Raw genomic sequence first — 21,983 nt, 5'->3', positions numbered from 1 at the left:
GCGTGCCCGGGGCAGTCCCGCACAGACCTTCCATACACGAGGTTGGACTGCCGACGTGCAAGCCTTTTTCAGAATGGCGTCACGCCTATACTCGGTGCACCGAAACCACTGCAAAGCAGCGAACGGTGCTATTGGAAGGTCGCGGTCACCGTGATCAGGAATCCTTTCAAGAGACCCGGACACCAACATGGCGATGAGTCGATGCAGGCGCCTCCCGTCCTCCTTCCTGGATCAAGCGCCAGGACGCAGCGATCAGCCATGGCAAGAGCAACCTGTTTTTCATCGCGCACGAAGATCCCTCGCCCCCATCAGTGACCTGTCTTCAGGGCCATGACATCCTGCCCGGCGAAACAACCTGCAGTCAGGGTCATCCGATCGGCTAAGAGGCTGCAGACTACCCACTGGACACGTTTGAGCGTAAAACGATGGCATGGGTGCCTTGGCTGTTTGGTGGCGGACGCGCTTTTGTCCGCTCGGTGCCGCAGTTTTCTCCGCGGCTCTCGTTCTCGCTGTGAGCGGTTGCGTTGGGGCCCTTCCCGGGCCGGCCCCGTCGAGCGTCTTCGCGACCCAGGCAGCGACGGATTCTCTGGAACGCAGGGTCCAGCACTTCATGGAGGGCGGGGCGACGTCCGTTGTTGTGCAGGTGAGATGGCCGGGCGGCGAATGGTCCAAGGCCTACGGGGTGCGAAACCTGGACAGCAAGGACCCGGCCCGGCCCCAGGACAGGGTATCCGTTGCCAGCATTACAAAATCGATGGTCGCCGTCTCCGTCTTGAAACTCGTCGACCAGGGACTTATCGGGCTCGATGATCCGGTGAACGGCGTCCTGGAGAGCTTCCGAACCACGCTGCGGCCGCCCGGACCGATCACCGTCCGCCAGTTGCTGAACCATACCTCCGGCATGCCCGATTTCGGCGACTCGGAATACGCGGCGGGACCACTGAAGCAGGTTGCGAACACGCGGCTCAGCATGCAACGAGGACTCGAACTGGCCGCCACTCTCCCGTGGGAGTCCAAGAACGTGGACCGCTTTTCCTACTCGAACTCCAACTACCTGGCCCTCGGTCAGCTGATCGAAAAACTGCGCGGACGGCCCGTCGCCGACGTGCTCAATCAAGACATCTTCGCGCCCCTGGGACTTCAGCACACGTCGCTGGTCGAACCGGACCGCCAGGCTCCGGACAACATCCACGCCTACGTCATTGAGGGCGGCGAACGGGTCGATCTCACCCAGCCCGAGGCTGTTGTCGGCTCCCCCGCAGGCGGCGTCATCTCCACCACCCAGGACCTAAACACCTTCTACCGTGCCCTCCTCCGCGGCCAGCTCCTCTCCCCCGGCATGCTTGAGGAAATGAAGAAGGGCGAATTCTACGGGCTTGGTCTGGGGCGGTATCCTGACGCATGTTCCGACGACGTCCGCTACGGCCATGCAGGGCACATATTCGGCTACACGAGTATTTCCATCACGAGCGCCGACGGCGGCAGCCAGATCACGATGACCATGGCACTACAGCCGCTGGCCTGGCAGGACCCCGCATCCACGCGCCGCATCGACCTGCTCCAGACGCAGATGGAACAGGCCGCCCAGGAAACCCTCGACCGCCTCTGCCAATGATCTGGTCACGCCCGCGAAGCAGTCACAGAGCATATCCGCGCAGGACCGTCTACTTGCATGTATCGAGGATGGAGCGGATCGCGTCGCGCTCAGCTTCGGTCATCCACAGCTTGTCCTTGCCTTCACGGCCGTCTGCCGGGCGACGTACTCGCACCGGAAAGCCTTGTTGGACGGCAGTCAGGACACCGAGTCACTATCCCCTCATGAGGAGTTCGCCGGGCCATCCGCCGCCCGCCAGGTCAGAGCCCGCGTGTCTCCCGTGAAAGTCCGATGCCCATGACGATGGGGACCGGGACCGTCATAAGGAATGCGAACAGGAACGCCCCAGTGGCAGCTATGCCGAAGAATGACAGCAGCAGGTCAACCCCGGCCACACACAGCACGATAATCGGAAGGGCCCGGGCCCTCGCGCGCTGCTTGATCAGCAGGATGATGCCCGTCGTCATAGTTCCGGCTGCGGCAATGAGGGTGAAGAGGAGTAGTACCGCCAACGACGAGGATCTGTACGACGAGATCCCGATGAAGGACGAGATGAGCATCCAGAAGCCAAGGGCGACCATGACGATCCCGGATGCCAGCCGGTAGCCCGATGACCTGGAACCAGCCGCGACGGCCGGGTATCCCGGAACATCCGCCGGCGCGTACTGCTGCGGCTGGCCCTGCCCCGGGTACGGGGCCTGCCCGTAGCCAGGCTGTCCCTGGTAGGGCTGCTGATACTCGGGCTGGCCGAAGCCTGCCGGAGCCTGGGGCTGGTGCTGCCCGTAGCCAGGCTGTCCCTGGTAGGGCTGCTGATACTCGGGCTGGCCGAAGCCTGCCGGAGCCTGGGGCTGGTGCTGCCCGTAGCCAGGCTGTCCCTGGTAGGGCTGCTGATACTGAGGCTGGCCGAAGCCTGCCGGAGCCTGGGGCTGGTGTTGCCCGGGCGGGTGCTGCGGGTGTGACGGTACGCTCTGGTTCTCGGTCAAGGTTCCCCCCATGGGTTCGGCATTCATACGGATCGATCACAGGCTATCCGACTGCCGGTCGATTATTGAGGATGTGACTGCGAGCCCCGCTGCCTTCGGCCCTAGTATGTGCCGCCGTATTCCTCGAAGAGGGCCGCGGTGTCTTCCCCCGCCCGAGCCGGCGGCGATCTTGCCCTCCAGAACGGTGTTGGCCCGGCCCGTGAGCTCCAGAGCCTTGAGTACGCCAACCTTGTGCGCAGGACCGGGTGCAAGTTCAGGGTGGCCTGCGGGCCCGGCGGATAGCGGCCAGTTCCGCGGCACGGGTGCCGCCGTGGTCCGGGACGGCCTTGCAGACGCGGTATGGAGTCGATTGTTGGCGTTGCGGCTGGCCGACCGACGACGCTGTAGCCCGGCAGAAAGCCTGCGGCTACGCCCGTCAGGTACGCGCTTTTTCGTACGTGTCCCATCTGCTTCCGGCAAGGCATGCACGTGAACACAGTTGTCGCCGGCACCGGGTCCTGCTGGTCCCTAGAGATCTCGCGCAAGGCAGCCAGTGTCTTGTGCTTTCCGGCACGGACAGCTGATAGTTGCCTCGCGATGATCCGGACGCTGGGGTGATCGGCGCCCCTGACCCATCATCGACGGAGGACCCCGGTTTACCGAGGTCCTTCTATGTCCGCGGGTTGGTCAGAGCCGGCTGAGCAACTCAGCCCGCTTCGCCTCGAACTCCTCGTCGCTGACAAGCCGCTGTGCCTTCAGCCGGGACAGGTCTTCGATCTGCGAAGCAACGGTCGGCGCCGGAACCGTGACGACCGGGGGGCGGTTGTTGCCGATGGAACGGACGATGATTCCGGTCAGGACTAAGATGACCCCGAGGACGATCAAGATCCACGTCGGCACCGCGTGCGCGGCGATGGCCGATTTACACTGTGACACCCCACCGCCGTACGAGCCCGTGAAGCTGTCGTAGAGCTCGGCTACATGGTTATCCGGGCTGAAGACGCTGCCGCACATGCCTCCGGCCTTCATGGATCCGTTGACGATACCGATGACGGCGACAAGCAGCCCGATAACGACGAGCCAGATCCAGCCGCGACGTTTCGGCTGTTTGTTCATTTCAGACAAGGTTTCCCCAATGGTTATGCGAATAATGCCTGAGGAATCATATCCGCGCTATGCCCGGTCCGCCGCCCGCCGCACACAGGATGCCTTCGTTGGAAGGCGTCACTGTGTCCTCCTCGCGGGCCGCAGCGTCTCCGCGGCCTCACCCCATGTGTACGGAGGCGGCCACCGGGCTCACCAGGACAAGGACCCGCCAGGTCAGCCCTGTGCGAGCGGGGCGGTATTCCCTGTCCAGGCAGTACCGTCCCAGTATTCTTGAACGTCGCCGCGCGGGTACCAGCCGGCCGGAACACCGGCGGGCGGCGGAGGCGGCACGGCTGCCGCGGCCCGGGCTGCATCGTCCTTGCCGGCGCCGGCTTTCTCCTTCACGTCCAGCATGCTGGCCCGCTTCACCTTGGTCGCGAATTCACGGGCCTTGGCCTCATCAAGCCCGGAGACCTGCTCAAAGAACATGTCGTCCGGCGTGATCACCGTCATGTACACCGCGCTTCGGTCTTTCTTGGCGATCGACCCGATCAAGGCGCCGGCCGGCCCGGCCAGCAGCGCGCCGGTGGCAACCCGGGTCGCCGTCACTCGGGAACCGACGTTCGCTCCGGCGTCGATGACGATCTCGCATTCGCCGACCGGCCACGACTTGGTTCCCTTGCGGAGGGTCCGCCCGGAGAGAGTAATGCCGCGGAATGAACCGCTGCTCTTCACGGCCTCATCGAGGGCGGCACTTGCCTCTGCAAGTCCGTTCATGAAGTCTTTGAAGGACGCCTTCGGCTTAGGGGCACCTGCTCCAGCCGCGGGCGGCTCCATGGATTCAGCTTCAGTCGTGGGTGGCTCCGGCGCTTCGTACTCCACCGCTTCAACGGCTTGCTGCAGCCGGGCTGCGAATTCCTGGGCCTCTTTGAGGCGCCGGCCCGCACCCAGCACGACCGCGAAAGTGTCGTTCATCGAATGCACGCGTTCCTGGTCGGCGCCCATGATGATGCGAAGGTGGCCGGGTTTCCACACAGTGGGGGCGACAAAGTCCACCTCGCGCACATGCTTCAACGGAATGATGCGGCGGCCGAGGGCCTTCTTAGCCGCTACGGCGACCGTGCTGTCGAAGGTCAAGACGACCGTGTCCTCTGTCAGGGCCGCGCTGCCTTCAATGCATTTGAGATTCATGCGTCGAATCCTAGCTTTCTTCCAGCGCCCAACACGGACGCCCACACCGGACGGTGTGGCAGTGGTGCCCCCGGCAGGACTCGAACCTGCAACCCTCGGTTTAGGAAACCGGTGCTCTATCCGATTGAGGCTACAGGGGCATCCCGGCGTTGCAGGTCAACACAGTGGCAGCACCGAATCCCTACCTCGGTACTAATGCGGTGTTGTTCCGGTCCTGTGCGGAGCCGGGTCCACACCCGCCAAATATGCTTCGCGTGAGCCCTGACGGGCGGCTTCCCTCGGCCGGGACTGGGTATCCGGCTACGGTCCGCTGCCTGGACTTTAACCAGGGACTTCCCAGCTAGCGGCGGCCGAGCGCTTTAACCAACTGAGCTACAGCAGAACCACCGGGTAGGCGCCCGAAAGATTTTGGTCCCGCACCGCGTCTTGGTACCGACGAGGGGTACGGCTCCGTGGCCGGCCTTGCCGGTGTCGACCGTCACCCATACGGCGCCACTATCGTTATCCATGCGGCAGGTGGGCCCACAAGCACGAATGACTCAAGGTCCGTCGGCGACCGTGGCGAACGTACTCGGCTCGATGAAGGAACTCACAGGAGAGCATCAGCATTCAAGGGCGGCAAACTCCTGATCGGTCGCCGGCGTGTCGGGCCCTGTAGTCGACTGCCGCAGTAGTGCCGGCCGCTCGGTCTATCTGGATCGTCAATGACAGAAACGGCCGTGAATACGCCGACCGTCAGAAGCTCCTGGCCGAAATCAGCGCCTACCCCGGTTTGCGAACATGTCACCAGCTTCGACGACTGAAGACTGGCTGAGACGGCAGCCGGGCACCGCAGAGCCGTAGGCGCCCGACATGCTGCGGTTCCCGCCGGCACAGCAGTCCTGTCGGTAGGATTCGGAAACCATCACTTTGCTGAAAGACGATCCATTGCACAAACCTGTCGCCCTCGCCACCGCTGCCCTTCTCATCATGCTCACCGGCTGCGCCGCGTTATCCAGCACGCCATCTCCTTCGCCCAGTTCCGAATCCGCTGAATCCAGGAACAAGGCGATTGCCAGCTGCGGGATCATGGGCCGTCTGCTCAACGGCGATATGCCAGTCAATGCGAGCACATACTCGGAGGTGGACAAGACCCTCAGGAATTTAGCCGAGAGCGGTCCTGGCGACGTGAAGACCACTGCTCAATTCGTTCTCGACCGCATCGACGGCAAGGAGCAGAGCGAGTCCGAATCCAAGGAACAAATCGAGAAGTTCAAGAACTACTGCCTGAATTACACCGTCGACTGACGCCCGGCTCCGGGCATGCCACGGGGGTGGGAGACCCCCATTTCGCTCCAAACGGAGCGGCCTGCGCCAACCCGAAGCCGGGGCCGGATGATCCGGCCCCGGCTTCTTTTCTGCCCGGGCTGAGCCGGACCGTCGCTACCAGGCGCGCTCGGAGTGTTCCGGGCGCTCGGGGCCGGAATCAACCCCGACGATCAAATCCTCACCGGCAGCCAGCGACGCGGCCATGTCGGCAATGTAGGGTGCTTCGATCCAGTAACCCCGCTCTTTGAGGGCCGCTGACAGGTCGGCGCTGATCGAGCCCACATCGTCCCCGCTGCGGTCCCCGAGGGACTTGATTGCGGCATTGATCGCGGCCTCTTTATGTTTCGGCACGTTCAGCCCAATGGAGAAGGCTACGCCGCCCTCGCCGTCGGGAACCATATCGGTGGTCAGATACTCCTGACCGGCAGTCAGGTGCTCCTGCTCAGCCGCGAGCATCTCCTGCTCTTCGAGCGCATCCTTGTCAGTGAACAGGTCCCTCTCGCGGAGGGCCTGAAAATACTCGGGGTGCCCCTCTCCCAGGGCAAAGGCAACGATCGCACGTCTCTCCATGAACTTGCGCCACTCCGGGCCGAGGGCGGGCTCCGGGTAGGGCACGGTTGCTTGGGCGTCAGTGCGTGCCTGGGAGAGATCGTCTCTTGAAGATTCCATGGCACGGAGTCTAACGGTGAGCGTTGCCCCGGACGCCGCACACATGGTCTTCGAGAGCCAGGCGTCAACATCGTCTCACCGGGTTCCATCAGATCAGCCTGGTGCTGAAGTGAAGGTAGTGCCAGGGAGTTCATTCCTTTCGACTCCCTGCCATGGTGCTTCCTGCGCCGCTCAGGAAAACGGGCCGGTTATCCGGCCCGCTTTCTGTCTGCCTTGGGAACTTTCAGGCCAGTTTGCGAGGTGTGTTCGTCAGGCATTCGTAGCCAACCACGGGAGTTTCAGGCATGGCGGTGCCCTGTTGGTTCAACACCCGGGTAGAGGAATTGCTGGTGGACGTCATCCCAACCTTCACCGGCCACCGCGCTTCCTTCTTTCGGATGGCCAGCTCCTTGTAGCTGGGGAAATAATAAACATACACGCGGCCGGGCCCCTGGCCCTCGCTGGTTTCCTTATTGGCCGCTTCGAGTTCACTGCCCGCAAAGACGCCGGAGTTGGGCCAGGGGCCGGGGCCGATCTGCAGGCCGGCCGGGACGTTTGCCCCTGTCTGCCACCGCCACCAGCCGGGCTTGCCCGCTCCCTCAAGCAACCCCGCACGCGCCAGTATGGTCACAGCCTTCTTGATCAAGGTCATGATGTCCGTCTCGGTCGGCGCCCCGCCTCTTGCCAGATGGTACTCCCGGATCTTTCCCAGTGCAGTGCGGCGGAAGACCGGCTCCTGCACTAGGTTCCTGGCCAAGTCCGCCATGATCTGCGGCGTGAGACGCCTGCCCTCGTACTTGTATCCCAACGGCACTTCGCCGGCGCTTTCATCCTGCTCCATGCTCACCACATTTCCCTCCACCTGCTTCGCACAGGCCACGGCGGCCGGTGCAGCCACGAACTGCCGTAATCAACCTCCAGCGCCACCAGGAAGGGTTCCGGTAGTTCACCGGTCAGGAGTTTGTACTCCGCGGCGACCGCATCGACCACCTCGTAGACGTGGCGCGCCCGGGTGACCAGTCCAGGCACCTTGGGCACTTCCACGGTCCACCAGTCCCCGGATCTCGACACCCAAGCAGTCAGTTCCATGGCTGTCTCATCCCCCGTTAAGCCGTTCGATCGAAACTACCGTGGTGGTATTGCGGACCGTGGGAATGCCGTCCCTGCGCACGTCGAGGAGCAGGGCTCCGGGTTGGCCGAGCTGCAGCTGCCCGATAGCCAGCAGGGGCAGGGTTTCCCCGTCCCGCCGGAGGTCGGCCACCGGGATCCGGGCGTAGTCTCCCTTCGGCTTCTCCCGGCCAGGCAGGCGAGTCAGGGTGCGCCTGTCCGGGCCCAGGTCCAGGAGATACACCGTGCCAGAGGCGGTGATGACCTGCCAGAGACCCTCGTTGCCGTCGGTGAGGCGGTCTGTCAGCTCCGCCATGTGAAGCAGGACCTCACGGGCTGCCGGATCGCCCAAGCCGTCGAGGTCCCCGATCCCATCCACCCCGACAGTGGCTCCGGGTACGATCCGCTCCACGGCCGCACTGAACCAGCGCACCGTCTTCACGGACACCGTACGGCCGGGGCCCACCCGCACGATCAGATACAGCTCCACCCGCCCAGCAAAGCGCCCCATAGCAGTGTCTGCGGCCATCCAGACCCGGTCGAAAGCGATCTCCCGACCCGCATGCAGGATTTCCACCAGCTGTTTAACGCTGAGTTGAACCACCGCCGGTCCTCTTCCTGGTGATGCCATGGCCTGAGGCGCTAGGTGTCCGGCAGCCGGTCGGACTATGCGTTCCGTTGGCCGCGACACGCTGTGAGACGAGCGTCACGTCCGCTGCGGAAAAATCCTTATATATAGGGTCGATTGTATTGGGCCATATTGACATGTTCAATGCATGCCCTGGACCAAACAACACTCGCTCCAACTTGGACTACGGATCCGGGAGCTGCGGCTGCTGAACGGTCTAACGCAGGAATCCTTGGCGCACCGTGCGGGGATTACGAAGAACCAGATGCAGCTCATAGAGGCAGGTCGGGGATCACCGGGAAACCCCCTGCCCGGTTCCAACCCCAGGGCGTCAACTCTTGTCGGGATCGCCGAGGTGCTTAGCGTCAGGCCGGGAGATCTTCTCAATGAAGCGGTAGCACCACCTGAGTAGGTCATGGCACATGCTGGACGTCATGGCTTCTCCCTCCCTCACTGGGCAATCGGCGGAGCGGCTTGCGAGGGCCCAATCGGTCGCCGCCGCCCGCTCCGCCTTTCATGGTCCTTGACATCAGGACCAGGAGATTCTGACCCTGTGCGTACTCGAGGGATTCTCCATGGCTGACGCCGGTCAAGTGCTGGACATCCCGCCGGCACCGTGAAGTCCCACCTAAGCCGGCGAAAGCAAAGCTCGCGGAGAAGATGACCTCCCTCCCCCACCACTCAGACCTTGCCAGGAGCACACCAGGAGCTCGGATGTTCAGTTTGATGAAAAGCGCAGGCGCGCCGTCAGGAGCCTCCTGGTGGCAGCCGTCAGGAAAGACACCGCTCCCCCAAGGAAGCGCCGCATGTTCGCGATCGGTCTTATTACAGCAGGATCCCTGGCCTTGGGGACGGGAGCGTTCGCAATTGCGGGCCAGCCGGGTTGGATTGCGCTGCCGTGCACCAGCCAGGAAGCGTGCACACCTTCCTACGCGCCGGTTCCGTCATGGCCAATCAACGACAGCGGCCAGACCTACGACGTGCAGGGCGACAGCCCCGTAGCTCCGGTCCTCGTGCGCGTCATGGCGACAAACGGCAAGGAAGGCTATGCCTGCTCTACGGAACTGCAGGGCCCGCAGCCGACCAGCCCGGCGGACGCAGCAAAGAACGTCTCCACCCCGAGGCCAAGCCGCCAGGCCCCCTTTATCACAGCGACGGGGAAACCCAAATCGGAGTCTTTCAAGCCGGCTAGGAGGGCCGGGGAGGAGGACCAGGCGCCGCCCCTCTCCGGCGAACTGGAAGGTTGTGCCAACCGGGGGCGGCAGGGTCCTCCGCACAGCTCCAAACGGAGGCAGGGATAGACAGAGCTGGTCAAACTCCACTTCGCATCGAACCGCTCGTCATCCGCGGCACGTAGTTCGACGTCGCGGCCCTACCCTCCCGGTGTTCGGCCGCGCTTCGCAAAAAGGAAAACGCCTGAGTTCGGCTACCCGTGCCAGGCAATTGACGAGCATACGGACTTTGCGAGGCGCCGGACGGACGCGTTGACGGACGGGTCCGCCGAGGAGAAGCAGGCGGCCTGACAGCCGACCACAGCCGAAAGTTCCGCCCAGGTGATCCAGCAGAATACTTCGGGAATCTGTTCAACCATCCGGTCCATCATTAGGTGCTCGTTGTTGGCGCGAAGAAGAACAGACTCAAGTTCGGACGAGATGGCCTGTTCAAGGCCCATTCGGCCACGGCCTCGAACAAGAACTGGAGGCTCTGCACCGAGTAGCAAAATCAAAGGAGTGCGAGTTCCGGCATGCGCAATCGTTGCCGAGTATTCCTTTGCCAGCTGCTCTGGCTGGAATGAACTCGCTCTAACACGCTTGGCCTCAACGAGGACAAAAGAGCTCGTTGACGTGATGAGAGCGTCTGGCTGCACCACGAGCTGGTCATTTCCTGGCCGGTTCGGGGCGAGCGTCATATCCCCGGGCAGGAATCGAAGTTCGGCGTCTTCGATCTCATTGATCAGGACATTCCTGGCGTTGTCGGCACCCTTGGCGGCACGAATTACGGCACCGAGGAAGCGGTCGCGGGGAAGGAAGTCTAGTGCCATCATGACTTCTGCGCTCAATACGTTCTCCCGTCCCCGGCCGCCTTGACGGTAGCTGGTGGTTTGTTCCCACGAGACTTCCTCAAGCAGCTTTCCGACCATTGACATGGCAAGACTGGGCATAGCTTCCACAGACACTTCCTTCCCTGCATCTGACCTAGCCACGGTGGCAGTTACCCCACCATCGCCGAAACGCGCACCCGGTTCAGCGCTTCGGCCAGCAGATCCACATCCGCCTCCGGGAACAGGCTCTCCGGCCCGGCAGGAGCAGCGTCGCTATAGGGCGATTCGTACAGCGCGCCGACATCCACGACGCCGTTCTCGGTGAGTTGCTGGACGATCATGTCGACGAAGTGCAGCTGGTTGGCATTGAGGGTCTTGTCCCCCACGAACTCGGACAAGGAATCCAACGCCGCCTGGCGGTCCATGCCCACCAAGGACCTGACGAACAGCCCAAGGCCCTCGGCTTCCGCGGTGGCCGCTTCAAGTTCCTCGGGTGAACCCGCGCCGCTCTCAATCAGCATGCGCTGGAGTTCAGCAAGGTCGGTCTCGGTCAGGGGCAGCCCGCGGCGGAGGCGATGGATGGCCATGTGGTCCAGAAAGCCCTGGAGGTACATCCGGGCCTTCTCCCGATACCGGGCCAGATCAACCGATCCGGTCACGGTCCCCTTTAGCTCACCCTCGACAATCTCGCCGAGGGTGTCTTCGAAGTTTGTGTAGACCACCTTGCGGCGCTTCTTCTCGATCAGGTGCACCAGCGCCCGGAGCCGCACGCGGATCAGCTCGAGCCACTGCGGCGAGACCTGGCCCCATTCTCCGCCCTCGAGAATCGACTGGATGAGCAGCATCTGGGCGGCGATGGCGGGGATGTTTGGTTGGTCCTGCAGCGCGGATGCAATTTCGACGATTTTCTTGCGGTGCGGCTCGACGGCGGCGGCAGAGGTCAGGGAAGCCAGCTGTGCCTGGTACATCAGCAGGTCGAAGCGTTTGGCTTCCTCCGTGTCGGCGGCGGAGGCCAGCGTCGCCAAGGGGGCCAGCTTGGTCTGCAGGTCCGTCAGGTCCTGGGTGCCGAGTGCGGCCCACGAGTCGGCGGTGGCGAACTTCTCCACCCACTGCAGCTGGGGGCGCACCAAGAAGTTCTCCCGGGGCAACCCCGCTACCTGGCCCATCAGGCCGGCCTGGAGCGCCGGCACGAAGTCGCCGTCGAGCCCGGCAGTGCGGGCTTCGGCCAGCAGCTGTGTCCGGACGGCGAAGCTGCGGTGCGCCAGGGACTGTCCAAGGGACCCTTCGGAACCGGGCAGCTCGGCGTTGAAATATTCAATGTTCTGGCAGACGTCAAAGATAAAGAAGTCCTGCTTGTCCTCACCCGGTCCGTACAGCTCCGGTCTGAGTCGGGTGCCGCGCCCCACCATTTGCCAAAACTTTGTCTTGGAGCGCACCACCTTGAAGAAGAGCAGGTTGACCACTTCGGGCACGTCGATACCGGTGTCCAGCATGTCCACCGACACGGCAATGTGTGGACTATCCTCGGTGCGGGCGAAGGCGTCGATCAGGGTGGAGACGTAGTTGACGCTGTGCGTGATGATCTTCGCGAAGGCGCCCCCGTACTGCGGGTTGTTGATGTTGAACCGTTCTGCGATGAATTCGGCATGCTTCTGGTTCTTGGCAAAGATGATCGTCTTCCCAAGCCGGTCTCCCCCGGCGACCTTGTGCCCGCGGGTCATCAGCACCTCGAGTGCCTTGTCCACGGTGTTGGCGTTGAACAGCCAGGTATTCAGGATGGCCGGATCCACGGCGTCGGGGACCTCCCCGTCCTCGTCCCATTCGGCGGAGTCCCATTCCTCCTTTTCCTCCTCCGAGAGTTCCTCGTAGCGGATTCCTTCGACCGGGAACTTCAGCGGAATGGACACGGTCCGGGGCGGTACGAGGTAGCCGTCGGAGATGGCCTGCGTCAACTCATAGGCGAACGTGGGGACGTGGTCCTCGATGTCGAACAGGGAGTAGGTGTTGCGGTCCACTTCGGACTGCGGCGTGGCTGTCAAGCCCACCAGATACGCATCAAAGTAATCGAAGATGGCCCGGTACTTCTGGTACACGGAGCGGTGGGCCTCATCGATGATGATCAGGTCGTAGTGGCCGATTCCGAACTGTTGCTTCAGGACCGTGCCGTCGTCCGTCCGTTCGTTGATCAGGTTCATCATCGTCGGATAGGTGGCGATGTGGATGCGGCTGTCCGCCTCCACATCGCGGCCCAGGACCACCGGGGAGGACCCGGGCAGGTTGGTTTTGAAGGCGCGGGCGGCCTGGTCCACCAGGGCGACACGGTCGGCCAGGAACAGTACGCGTTTGGCCCAGTTCGCCTGCATCAGCAGGCTGGAGAGCGCGACGACGGTGCGCGTCTTGCCGGAGCCGGTCGCCATCACCAGCAGCGCCTTGCGTTCCTTGTCCTTTTCCAGAGCGTCGGTGACGGCCCGGATGGCGGCCTGTTGATAGCTGCGTCCGGCGATCTCGGTATTGATGGCCGCCGTGGAGAGGGGTTTCCGGGTCGTGCGGCGGTCCACCATGAGCTGGAGCTGGTCGCGTGTGTGGAAGCCCTGGACCGGCCGCTGCGGATAGCCGGAGACGTCGTCCCAGATCCAGTGCTCGTAGCCGTTGCTGTAGTAAATAACCGGGCGCTGCCCCTTCTCCGTCTCAAGCGCGTCGGCGTAGAGCTTGGCCTGCTGCTGGCCCTCGTACGGCGACTTGGAAGACCGCTTGGCCTCGACGACGGCGAGTGGCTTGCCGTCGGATCCCCACAGTACGTAGTCCACGAACCCGGTTCCAATGGCGGGTCCGGCGTGGGTGGGCATGTGGTGGACTTCGAATTCGCGGTCTTCGGCCTTGTCCAGCGCCCATCCTGCTTCGCTCAAATAGAGGTCGATGTAGACCCGGGTTTCGGCTTCTGAGTAGTCGTGTCCGTCCGGGAGCTTCTTGTTTCCTTCCTTCGCCCGGGCGATCTGTGCGCGCAGGGCCGCAAGCTGGGCGTGCAACTGCTCGTTGTCCTGCTTCTGAACGGCCAGCGCAGCGTCCTTGGCCGCCAGATCTTCGGCAAGTTTGGCCGTCTGGTCCGCAGTGCGGGGCTTCTCGGCGGGCACCGTAATGCCCGGCTTCGGCGTCGGGCTGAGGAACTGTCCGTTGAATGCAACAGTTGAAGCCGGGCGGTTGGCTGGATCCCGGGTGTAGCGAAGCGCCAGCCAGATGCAGACGTGGAAGAGTTCCCGGTTGGTCTGCTCAGAATGCTGGACGGTGATGGCAGCGTTGGTGTGGATGGCGCTGTTCGCCACCCGGCGGATGAGGTGGAACTTGCTGACGATCGTTTCGCCAGCGAGCCGCTTGAATGTCGGTTCCGACATCAGGCCGTTGAGATCGCTCTTGTAGGGCAAGGTGAGGGAGTCGTCAGCGTCGTACAGCCAAGCCAGCAGCGCTTCGACGGACCGCCGCGCATAGAGAAGCGAGGACCGCGGGTCCCGCCGTGCATACCGCTCGGCCAGCCGGGCTTCTTTCGCGATTCCCGGCCACTCCGCCTGCAGTACAGCGAAGTTGCTGTTCACATCCCCCAATGCCACTCCTCTGTTGATCTTCTCTCTGGAGCCTAGATGGTGTTGCCCGGTATATGGCCGGGCAACACCGGTTTCAACTCAAACCAGAGCCATTGAGAAGTTAGTTCCGGGAGTTTAACTACTCGAAGAAGTCCTCGTCGAGCTCGACAATGTCATAGCTCTGCTTCACCTGGACTCCGACCCGGTACTTGATCATGAGCCCGACGAGCCGGGCGCCGTCGATCAGGATGACGCGCGACGGGACTGCTTTCACGTAGTCACGTGCGCCGGAGGTGAAGGCGCTCGTGGTGATGAAGACGCCGCGAGAGGCGCCGACACCGTGCAGCGCGCCAACGAACGCCTGAATAGCTTCACGGCCCACAGTATTGCCATCGGCGTACCGCTTGGCCTGCACATAGATGCGGTCCAGTCCCAGCGCGTCCTGATCGATGACCCCATCGACGCCGCCGTCGTTGCTGCCGCCGATACGCTTCCCTCGCTGCTCGGCTCCGCCATAGCCCATCTTGAGGAGCAGATCGACCACCGCTTGCTCGAAGAAATCGGGGTGACTCTCCCGGAGACGTGTGAGGAGTGCATCACCGACGTCGGAGTGGATGCGGTTGATCCCGGATTCGATCTGCTCAATGGGGTCAAGGTCAACGACCAAGGCTTCGTCAATAACTGACACCGTTGGCTTCCCATTCGTTGGCTTGGGCCAGAATCGTGCAAACGCCAAGTTCGCAGATGAAAAGTCCCGGATGCCCTCGGGATTCTCTGCCAACCACTGCTGGCCAGCCTCAGTGAGGCGATAGTTGGCGCGAGACGGCCGTTCAATCCAACCAGCCTTCGATAAGTGGCTGAGCGCCCAGCCGATCCGATGCTCGGACCGACGCCCTCCGCTATCCAGTGTCTCGGCCCTCGCTGATTCGGAGAGCCCGGATGCCTCAATAACGCGTGAGACGACGTCCCTGCGACTCAAGGTTTCCCCTGGGGACAGAACCCGGAGCACGTGGACCACAAAGAGGGGCCAAATCGGCACTTCCGAATCTGCGGTGAAGGACATAGTCTCGCCCATCAGAGTTCTCCCATGAACGCGCGATGTTGGAGGGACGCGAAAAGGTCGTCTAACGCAACCATCTGTGCACGATGTTGATCCTTCAAGCGTTCAACAGCGGTCGCTTTGTCCACGAAATCCCCCTGTAGCTCAAGTGGTGGCAGAACTACGGGTAGTTTCCGGATGGGTCCTTGAAAGAGATTCGCTTGACTCGACGCGTTGGCACTCTGCTTCATCTTGCGTTGTAGCTTAGGGGTTAGAAGCTGCTGTTCGAGGAACTTGGACAACAATTTCTCCGGATAGGGACGGACAAGAGCCACACTGCGCACAAGCGAAAAGTTCTCGTCCGTGTCCACCACCGCAACGCGACCAATGGAACCTGAGCACGATATGAGCACGTCGTCGCGCTGCGGCCTGCATCGTCTGCTAATTCTTTCGTATTCAGACAAATCGATGTAGTCAACATTTCCGACGTCGAGCCGCCCATTCCGGACGTTGCGAGCCGAAAGAAGCTTGATTCCCGAGGATTGGCGTATTGGCGTTTGATGCTCACCATCGGTTATTTGACTTGCAACGGATTCTAGGGCTACTGTCGGCCATCTTTCGGCATTAGCAGTAGGGTGTTCAAAAATGGAGTGGAAGATGGATTGGGTAAGGCTGTCTAGCTCAGCTAGAGCCACTCGGCGTTTGTTACGGAGTTCGTCGGCCTTGTCCAGGATGTTCGAAATTCGCCGTTGTTCGAATAACGGCGGAGGCTTCGGGATTTCAAGAGCAAGAAAATTCTCAACCGAAGAGCGCCGTTTTCTCGGAACTGAACCGAATGCAATCGTGTCGTAACGATCAATCATGTTTCCGGTCAGTAAGAGACGACTGACAAAAGTAGAGTCATAGCCTTCACGAACTCGAAAAGTCGGATAAAGGGGAGAAATTAGGCCAGCTTCCCAATCCGTGTTGTGCGCGACGGCACCTGCCCATAGAAGGTACGGATTAAAAGCTATATCGCCCCGTCGAATAACCTTGTATGATTTGGTATCCGCCACGGCCAACCGCTTTTTGAATTTGGTTGACTGTGCCACGAAGCCGTTGCGCTCTGTGAGAGTGAGAACCTCAGGCTCCACGTTGTCGCCAAGCTTCTCCTTGAACTCACAGAGCATATCGCCAACGGAAATAGTTGAATTCACTTCAGTAAATCCTTCAAGTCTGCCAAGCCGGATGCAATTTCGTTTTCAAGAGCCTGAATTCCCGCGATAATCTCCGCCGGTGCAGCATACGAAACGACCTCGTGTTCAACTTCCTTGTACCTGTTGAGGGAAAGGTCGTAGCCGTTTTCGACGATCTCGGATTTGGGGACTAGGAAAGACTGCTCGGTGCGTACCCGGCCGGCCTCGAGCGTCGTCCGCTGCTGCCAGCGGGCCAGAACGTCGTCGACGTCAGACGTTTCTAGCGGGGTGCGCTTGTCATCGAGGCTGAAGCCGTCCGAGGTCACATCGTAGAACCAGACGTTGTCGGTGCCACCGGAATTGGTCTTGGTGAAGAACAGAATCGCGGTGGAGACCCCCGCGTAGGGTTTGAAGACACCGGAGGGGAGTTTGACCACGCCGTCGAGCTTGTGGTTTTCGACGAGCATTTTTCGGAGTGCCTTGTGCGCTGTGGAGGAGCCGAACATTACGCCGTCGGGCACGATCACCGCGGCCCTGCCTCCGGGCTTGAGCAGCCTCAGGAACAGGGCGAGAAAGAGCAATTCGGTCTTTTTCGTCTTGACCAGGGAGAGCAAATCCTTGGCGACATTCTCGTAGTCCAGGCTGCCAGCGAAAGGCGGGTTAGCGAGGATGACGTCGTATTTTTCCTCCTCGGTCCCGTGCAGGTCAGCCAGCGAATCCCGGTAGGTGATGTCCGGGTTTTCCACTCCGTGGAGGAGCATGTTCATGGAGCCGATGCGGAGCATGGTGCTGTCGAAGTCGTACCCGTGGAACTGGCTGTGGTGGAAGAACCGGCTCTGCTCGGGGGTAGTTAGCAGGTTGGGGTTGTGCTGCCGGAGGTATTCGCCGGCCTGGACGAGGAACCCTGCGGTGCCGGCCGCCGGGTCGCAGATGGCCTCCAGCGGCTGGGGTGCTGTCATCTTTACCATGAGGTCGATGATGTGGCGGGGCGTGCGGAACTGGCCGTTGGTGCCGGCGGAGGCGATCTTGCCGAGCATGTATTCGTAGAGGTCACCCTTGGTGTCGCGCTCGTCCATCGGGATTTCGTCGATGATGTCGACGACTTTTTCCAGCAGCCCAGCGTTAGGGATGGTGAAGCGGGCGTCCTTCATGTGCTGGGCGTAGGAGGACTCCTCTCCGTTGGCCAGCTGGACCAGCCCGGTGCGCAGAAACGGGAAGATGTGCTCTGCGAAAACCGTGTACATCTCGTCGCGGGAGAAGTTCTTGAACTTGCTCCAGCGGAAGTCCTGGTAGGAGCGGCCCTTCTCATCCAGACCGCTGGGGAAGACAGGGTTCTCGACCGGTTTGCCGGTGCGGCTGGCCTTGTTCTCCGCGCGCGTCTGGTTCTCGTCCAGGCGCTTCAGGAAGAGTAGATACGTGATCTGTTCGATTACTTCCAGAGGATTGGAGATGCCGCCGGTCCAGAACGCGTTCCAGACCTTGTCTACCTGAGATTTAATTTCGCCTGTTATCACCGTTCGAGTTTAGTGGGTATTCCACGGGCGATTCGGCTGCCTCGCAGGCTTGCGCCAGACGTCAAGGGGCCGAGTCACCGCCCTTCTAGAGCGCAACGTCGATCCAATCAATGCGTGCCCGCTGGACCGGGACCCACTTTCAATGGATAGCCTGATCCGAGATCAGCTTCAACAAGTCCAATGTCTCCGAAGATCAACCCCTCCTCGACCGCGCGATCCCCTCGGTGAAGCCTGCTGACCGGGTGCCAATTGGCGGGCGCTCCTCCTCACTCTTCAAAGACACGGTGATAGTTTGGCGGGAGACTCATCAAGCGGCCGGTCAGGGGACAGAGTGGAGTACGGATTTGGACGTGACGAGGACCTCTTTGAGCTCGACTTCGATGACCTGAACGTCACTGTCACTATGATCCCGGTGGCGAAACAAGCCGAGAGGGTTTTTCGTGCTGGCAAAGACGAATGGCCGGCCGTGGAAAGGATGTATCGGCAGTTCGCGGCCGAGATGGGATTTGACCTCGGGACCCCTTCGTTTGGAGACAGCGGAGACGTCTGGCTGGTGACAGCTCCCAAGATCCTGCGAAATTATTCGTTGGTTTGTGGCGCAGTGGAGGTCACCACAACAGCAGCGGGGACTGCGGTGGAGTGGATGTGGGTTCATCCCGTGCAAAGGGGCGGTGGTCGAAGGGGCCCGGCTTGGCTGCTATGGAGCAAGGTAGCAGAGGAGTACGGGACAGTGGGGCTTAATCCGCCTGTAAGTCGAGCTATGCGACGATTTGTGGAGAATTTTGAGCAGAGCACGCATACGTCATAGCCGGAGATGCTTCGCCTCTAGTGCTCATTCTGACTTCTTCGTTAGTTTCACCGCCCCATGGGCGACGGGAATAAGCCTCTGCCCGCGCACCATGCCATGTGGGCCAGGATGCAGGACCACGGCCGCCGTGGAGCACAAGAAGGGTTGACCATTCCGACATCGCCAGGCGGGTCGGAGGCAGCTACGACACCGCCAGCTATTCCTCCTGACAAGTGATTCAGGCTAGACCTTGAACTTGACGTCCTTCGTTTGGTCTTCGCGCGCCACCAAAGAACACAGCCTTCCGCAGTCCGTTCAGATCTGGCGTCGGCCGGACGGATGTGTTGAAGGATGAAGTGCGCCTAGTCGCTCACGTCCTCCTGGGTGATTTTGCCGTCCAGCACTTCTTGGACTTCCTTCTCGAGACCTGGGTTGCCATTCTCCCCCAGCTTGTTCATGAACAGCACAGCATCCTGCTTGAGCTGTTCATCGCCAGAGTCGATTGCTCTAGCGATGACCAACGGCACTGCATTCTGGCTGAGATCCCAGAGTGACATGCCCTCTTGCGCGCGATTCGTGAGGAGCGCTCGGGCCACCTCAAACGCACCGCGTGGGTCAGCATCTGCGCAGCTTGCGATTTGCTTAGTGATCATAGAGCGCTGGCTTGCGAGTTCCGGATCAAGCTCAACCGCTTCTTTCAATCGAGGAAGCCACCACGAGGCATCGAACTTGCCACTCCGGACAAACCAGTAGTACTCGTTCAGCTCTAGTTTGTCCTCAGGACGTGAGCGGACGTGCTTCACTCGCGCATCCCAGAGATCTGCAAACCGATCACGAATCGCCTCTTCAACGGATTCGGCATGTATGAATGACCAGGCGATGCGACCGATAGCTGCTCCACGAACTTTAGGTTCTGCCGTGGCAAAGAATGCTTCAGCGACGGGATCTTCAAACGTCTTGTGGCCGCGGATGATTGCATTGACGACCCACTCCCCAATGCGCTGTAGCGGATCAGACTGGCCCTGCCAGCCTGCAACGAGAGGCTCGCCTGACCGGATGGCTGCGATCATGGATGGGGTTAGAAGGTCGTAGATTGCCACGTGATAACGATGAACTGCCATGGCGGTCGTCAATGCGATTTGCTGGGAGCGTGACAACCCGTCGGCTGACCCAAACAGTTCCTCCATCCTCGGCGTGAGCCAGTCGGGGTCGACGGTCACCAATCGGCCGAGCGCCTGACCTATAACCGCTCGCGAGGCACCACGCCTATCGAGTCGCTCGATGTCACGCTCTAGAGCTGAGCGCGCCGCCTCATACCAGGGGGTGGTCTTGCCGTGCGAAATTAGATTGAGCAGACCGCGTACCCGAGTCGGCCATTGCCAGTTGAGCGAGAGAGTAAGGGGGTCCAAACCACTCTCGGACTCGTCCGAGTCATAAGCCTTCCAGGCGGATTCGCTGTCGGCCTCCCCGATCAATAGGTCAGCAAAGACTTTCTCCGACTCAGCCGGGATTGCTGGAGTCTCTCGCTGTTGGGCGAGTTCCTCGAGCAGGTTCACGGCAGCTTTCTTTGTCCCGCGGAAGTCAGCGTCGTCATCGAAGTCGCGGCCTTCTTGAGGGAAGAGGGATGTGTCACCGTGGGCGAGTATTTTCTGATTCATGTCCGCTACATAACGCCACTCGAGTTCAATGCCCGCCTTTACGGCCGCTTCCCATCCCTGCAGAACCGCGCGCAGGTAAGTAGGTCGTAACCTATCGGCTAGGCCTTCAATGCCATCGAGTGCCCTCGGGTTCGTGGTGATGAGCGACGATAGCTCCCGTCCTTGGCCTTCGTGCGATGGCCCGGGCCCCCAGCCATTGCCGGTGTCGTGCCAACTTTCAAGATGTGCCACGAGCTCCGTAGGACTCATGACGGACATCTCATCTTGGGAGATTGGGCTATTTGGCCCGCTCCAGCTTGACACTTTGTTGAGAGCTGCAAGCGGTGATTCGATTACACCCCGCCCTGCGTCGAGTTCCTCAAGTACTCTCTTGAGAGCGGACGGTAACGCCTCACTGCCAACAGCGGAAAGCCACCTATGCCTCCAAGTATCAACTACCGCCTGGACTCGTTCATCGAGATTTTCAGGAGTGTCATCCTCATCCGTGCGTAGACGGTCCCTCAACTGCTCTCTGTCTAGTTGAGGTCCCGCGGTGATGAAATCAGTAAGCGGTTCTAGTGCGGACGGGGAGTGCCTCGCCACTTCACGGGCAAGCTCGCCAAACTCGATCCGACAGGAGTCATCGTAAAACTCCTCGCCCGCCACAAGCCGCGCCGTGACAGCCAGCAGATGCTCGGCCTCTGCGGGCGGCCGAGCACTGCTGCTACGGAGTGCCTCTGTGACCGCATATAGCGTAATTTTTCGCGCCAGATTCATAGGACTCTTAGCCATAACTGCGGCTGCGGCTTTAGGATCACGTGCCATCGCATTGGAGGCCAGGTCCCGGACTGTGTCGATGAGCGAGTGTTCAATAGATGGGTGGTAGTCAGCTTTGTCGCGGATCGATTCGCGCGACATGTCTGTCATATCGAACGTATCCGTAAAGCGCTTCGATTGACGCTCATATTCTTCCAACCAAGGCAGGACGGTCTTGAGGCCATCATCACTGAGTGCCTCAACTACGCGTGGCAGGCCATCCTGGTACCAGTATTCGTCAAGGGCTAGGTTCGGCTTGTGCGGGTTCTCGGATGCGCTGGGTCGAAACAGGAGATTAGCCATCCACTTGCCAGCTTTGGACTGCCCGCCTTGGAGTAGGTTGACGGCGAAGCCAACCATGTCACGAGGGTCGCTCCGCAAACCAAAGCCAGTTTCGACCCACGATTTGATCATCGGCTTCAGCCTTGCCGCTTCGTCCGCTGGGATCGAGGCACCGATTGTAAAAACCGCTCTCCGGACCCAAGCGTTGTTGCTGTCGGAGAGTTTTAGCAGAACATCAACGACTGCTTTCGGTGCGGCCGGCGCGACCCGGATCAGATAGGCAATCTCGGGCCAGTAATGGTCTCGAACGAGACCCTCGCTGGTTCTCTCGGGCTCCGGTGGGTCACCAAAAATTCCGGCCTTTGCCAACGGTTCTACCCATAGAGGATGCTTCAGCCCCTCAAAGAATGCGCGACGCAGTGGCGGCGTAGGGATCCGGCGCAAGGCCTCGTTTACCTGCTCAGGGGTGGGTCGTTTAGCGCCTGCCATCACGCACTCTCCTCGTCGAAATCGTTGATCTCAGCCAGTAGATCCTCGATCGCACGCAGGTTCTCGAAGAAGAGGGCACTCCGAACTTCGATGACATCCTCCAC

At 61.2% G+C, this 21,983-nt stretch carries 17 protein-coding genes, 2 tRNA genes and 1 pseudogene; 4 read left to right on the top strand and 16 right to left on the bottom strand.

All coding sequences use genetic code 11. The features are described 5' to 3' along the window. The first annotated feature begins 511 nt into the window (after positions 1-511). Positions 512-1,615 carry a serine hydrolase domain-containing protein gene (locus AC1DNG_RS00670; RefSeq protein ID WP_476886378.1) on the top strand — a complete coding sequence of 368 codons (1,104 nt, stop codon included), beginning with the start codon at positions 512-514 and terminating at the stop codon, positions 1,613-1,615. Positions 1,616-1,854: 239 nt separating this feature from the next. On the opposite strand, the gene AC1DNG_RS00665 is transcribed toward AC1DNG_RS00670, so the two are convergent. The 5 genes from AC1DNG_RS00665 to AC1DNG_RS00645 form a co-directional block, all read right to left on the bottom strand. Beyond that, positions 1,855-2,577: a hypothetical protein gene (locus AC1DNG_RS00665; RefSeq protein WP_476886377.1), complete on the bottom strand. Its 723-nt coding sequence runs from the start codon at positions 2,575-2,577 to the stop codon at positions 1,855-1,857. 666 nt (positions 2,578-3,243) lie between these two features. Further along, positions 3,244-3,672: a hypothetical protein gene (locus tag AC1DNG_RS00660; RefSeq protein ID WP_476886376.1), complete on the bottom strand. Its 429-nt coding sequence runs from the start codon at positions 3,670-3,672 to the stop codon at positions 3,244-3,246. Positions 3,673-3,876: 204 nt separating this feature from the next. Further along, entirely contained in the window at positions 3,877-4,833 is a 957-nt protein-coding gene (locus AC1DNG_RS00655; RefSeq protein WP_476886375.1) for a DUF4429 domain-containing protein, read from the bottom strand. Positions 4,834-4,895: 62 nt separating this feature from the next. Continuing rightward, positions 4,896-4,973, bottom strand: a tRNA-Arg gene (locus AC1DNG_RS00650). Between the two features lie 165 nt (positions 4,974-5,138). Beyond that, positions 5,139-5,215 (bottom strand) — tRNA-OTHER (locus AC1DNG_RS00645). A 527-nt stretch (positions 5,216-5,742) separates the two neighbouring features. Between AC1DNG_RS00645 and AC1DNG_RS00640 the strand changes: the two genes are divergently transcribed. Then, positions 5,743-6,120: a hypothetical protein gene (locus AC1DNG_RS00640; protein WP_476886374.1), complete on the top strand. Its 378-nt coding sequence runs from the start codon at positions 5,743-5,745 to the stop codon at positions 6,118-6,120. 135 nt (positions 6,121-6,255) lie between these two features. On the opposite strand, the gene AC1DNG_RS00635 is transcribed toward AC1DNG_RS00640, so the two are convergent. The 4 genes from AC1DNG_RS00635 to AC1DNG_RS00620 form a co-directional block, all read right to left on the bottom strand. Then, positions 6,256-6,810, bottom strand: coding sequence for a hypothetical protein (locus AC1DNG_RS00635; RefSeq protein WP_476886373.1), 555 nt, complete (start codon positions 6,808-6,810; stop codon positions 6,256-6,258). 223 nt (positions 6,811-7,033) lie between these two features. After that, positions 7,034-7,630 carry a hypothetical protein gene (locus AC1DNG_RS00630; RefSeq protein ID WP_476886372.1) on the bottom strand — a complete coding sequence of 199 codons (597 nt, stop codon included), beginning with the start codon at positions 7,628-7,630 and terminating at the stop codon, positions 7,034-7,036. A gap of 2 nt (positions 7,631-7,632) precedes the next feature. Continuing rightward, entirely contained in the window at positions 7,633-7,878 is a 246-nt protein-coding gene (locus tag AC1DNG_RS00625; protein WP_476886371.1) for a hypothetical protein, read from the bottom strand. Between the two features lie 7 nt (positions 7,879-7,885). After that, on the bottom strand, positions 7,886-8,500 hold the full coding sequence (locus tag AC1DNG_RS00620) for a hypothetical protein (protein WP_476886370.1): 615 nt from the start codon (positions 8,498-8,500) through the stop codon (positions 7,886-7,888). Positions 8,501-8,672: 172 nt separating this feature from the next. Between AC1DNG_RS00620 and AC1DNG_RS00615 the strand changes: the two genes are divergently transcribed. Further along, positions 8,673-8,936, top strand: a complete 264-nt coding sequence (locus AC1DNG_RS00615) for a helix-turn-helix domain-containing protein (RefSeq protein ID WP_476886369.1) — start codon at positions 8,673-8,675, stop codon at positions 8,934-8,936. 1,014 nt (positions 8,937-9,950) lie between these two features. On the opposite strand, the gene AC1DNG_RS00610 is transcribed toward AC1DNG_RS00615, so the two are convergent. The 6 genes and pseudogenes from AC1DNG_RS00610 to AC1DNG_RS00585 all read right to left on the bottom strand — a co-directional run bounded on the left by AC1DNG_RS00610 (position 9,951) and on the right by AC1DNG_RS00585 (position 17,868). Further along, positions 9,951-10,694: a hypothetical protein gene (locus tag AC1DNG_RS00610; RefSeq protein WP_476886368.1), complete on the bottom strand. Its 744-nt coding sequence runs from the start codon at positions 10,692-10,694 to the stop codon at positions 9,951-9,953. A gap of 41 nt (positions 10,695-10,735) precedes the next feature. Beyond that, positions 10,736-14,152 carry a DEAD/DEAH box helicase family protein gene (locus AC1DNG_RS00605; protein WP_476886367.1) on the bottom strand — a complete coding sequence of 1,139 codons (3,417 nt, stop codon included), beginning with the start codon at positions 14,150-14,152 and terminating at the stop codon, positions 10,736-10,738. 127 nt (positions 14,153-14,279) lie between these two features. Beyond that, positions 14,280-14,828, bottom strand: coding sequence for a restriction endonuclease (locus AC1DNG_RS00600; protein ID WP_476886662.1), 549 nt, complete (start codon positions 14,826-14,828; stop codon positions 14,280-14,282). Between the two features lie 99 nt (positions 14,829-14,927). Continuing rightward, positions 14,928-15,203 (bottom strand): annotated as a pseudogene (locus AC1DNG_RS00595) (winged helix-turn-helix domain-containing protein); the annotation flags it as partial. 11 nt (positions 15,204-15,214) lie between these two features. After that, the gene (locus tag AC1DNG_RS00590) at positions 15,215-16,375 is read right to left on the bottom strand and encodes a restriction endonuclease subunit S (protein WP_476886366.1); all 1,161 of its coding nucleotides are present in this window, start codon (positions 16,373-16,375) and stop codon (positions 15,215-15,217) included. Beyond that, the gene (locus AC1DNG_RS00585) at positions 16,372-17,868 is read right to left on the bottom strand and encodes a type I restriction-modification system subunit M (RefSeq protein WP_476886365.1); all 1,497 of its coding nucleotides are present in this window, start codon (positions 17,866-17,868) and stop codon (positions 16,372-16,374) included. The genes AC1DNG_RS00590 and AC1DNG_RS00585 overlap by 4 nt, the downstream gene beginning before the upstream one ends. Before the next feature lie 331 nt (positions 17,869-18,199). Between AC1DNG_RS00585 and AC1DNG_RS00580 the strand changes: the two genes are divergently transcribed. After that, on the top strand, positions 18,200-18,676 hold the full coding sequence (locus AC1DNG_RS00580) for a hypothetical protein (RefSeq protein WP_476886364.1): 477 nt from the start codon (positions 18,200-18,202) through the stop codon (positions 18,674-18,676). Between the two features lie 341 nt (positions 18,677-19,017). Here the strand turns inward: AC1DNG_RS00580 and AC1DNG_RS00575 are convergent, their stop codons facing one another. Further along, a complete protein-coding gene (locus AC1DNG_RS00575; protein ID WP_476886363.1) occupies positions 19,018-21,882 on the bottom strand; it encodes a hypothetical protein in 2,865 nt (954 codons plus the stop codon). Between the last annotated feature and the right edge of the window lie 101 nt (positions 21,883-21,983).

The sequence above is a fragment of the Arthrobacter sp. 01T425 genome, assembly GCF_056398725.1.
The sequence above is the reverse complement of the archived record's forward strand: the minus strand, read 5'-3'. Positions and strand labels throughout refer to the sequence as shown.

Bases quoted from the DNA above. Each gene is read 5' to 3' on its own strand.
- AC1DNG_RS00660 (WP_476886376.1), bottom strand. From the start codon at position 3,672: ATGAACAAACAGCCGAAACGTCGCGGCTGGATCTGGCTCGTCGTTATC.
- AC1DNG_RS00635 (WP_476886373.1), bottom strand. From the start codon at position 6,810: ATGGAATCTTCAAGAGACGATCTCTCCCAGGCACGCACTGACGCCCAA.
- AC1DNG_RS00625 (WP_476886371.1), bottom strand. From the start codon at position 7,878: ATGGAACTGACTGCTTGGGTGTCGAGATCCGGGGACTGGTGGACCGTG.
- AC1DNG_RS00655 (WP_476886375.1), bottom strand. From the start codon at position 4,833: ATGAATCTCAAATGCATTGAAGGCAGCGCGGCCCTGACAGAGGACACG.
- AC1DNG_RS00615 (WP_476886369.1), top strand. From the start codon at position 8,673: ATGCCCTGGACCAAACAACACTCGCTCCAACTTGGACTACGGATCCGG.
- AC1DNG_RS00630 (WP_476886372.1), bottom strand. From the start codon at position 7,630: ATGGAGCAGGATGAAAGCGCCGGCGAAGTGCCGTTGGGATACAAGTAC.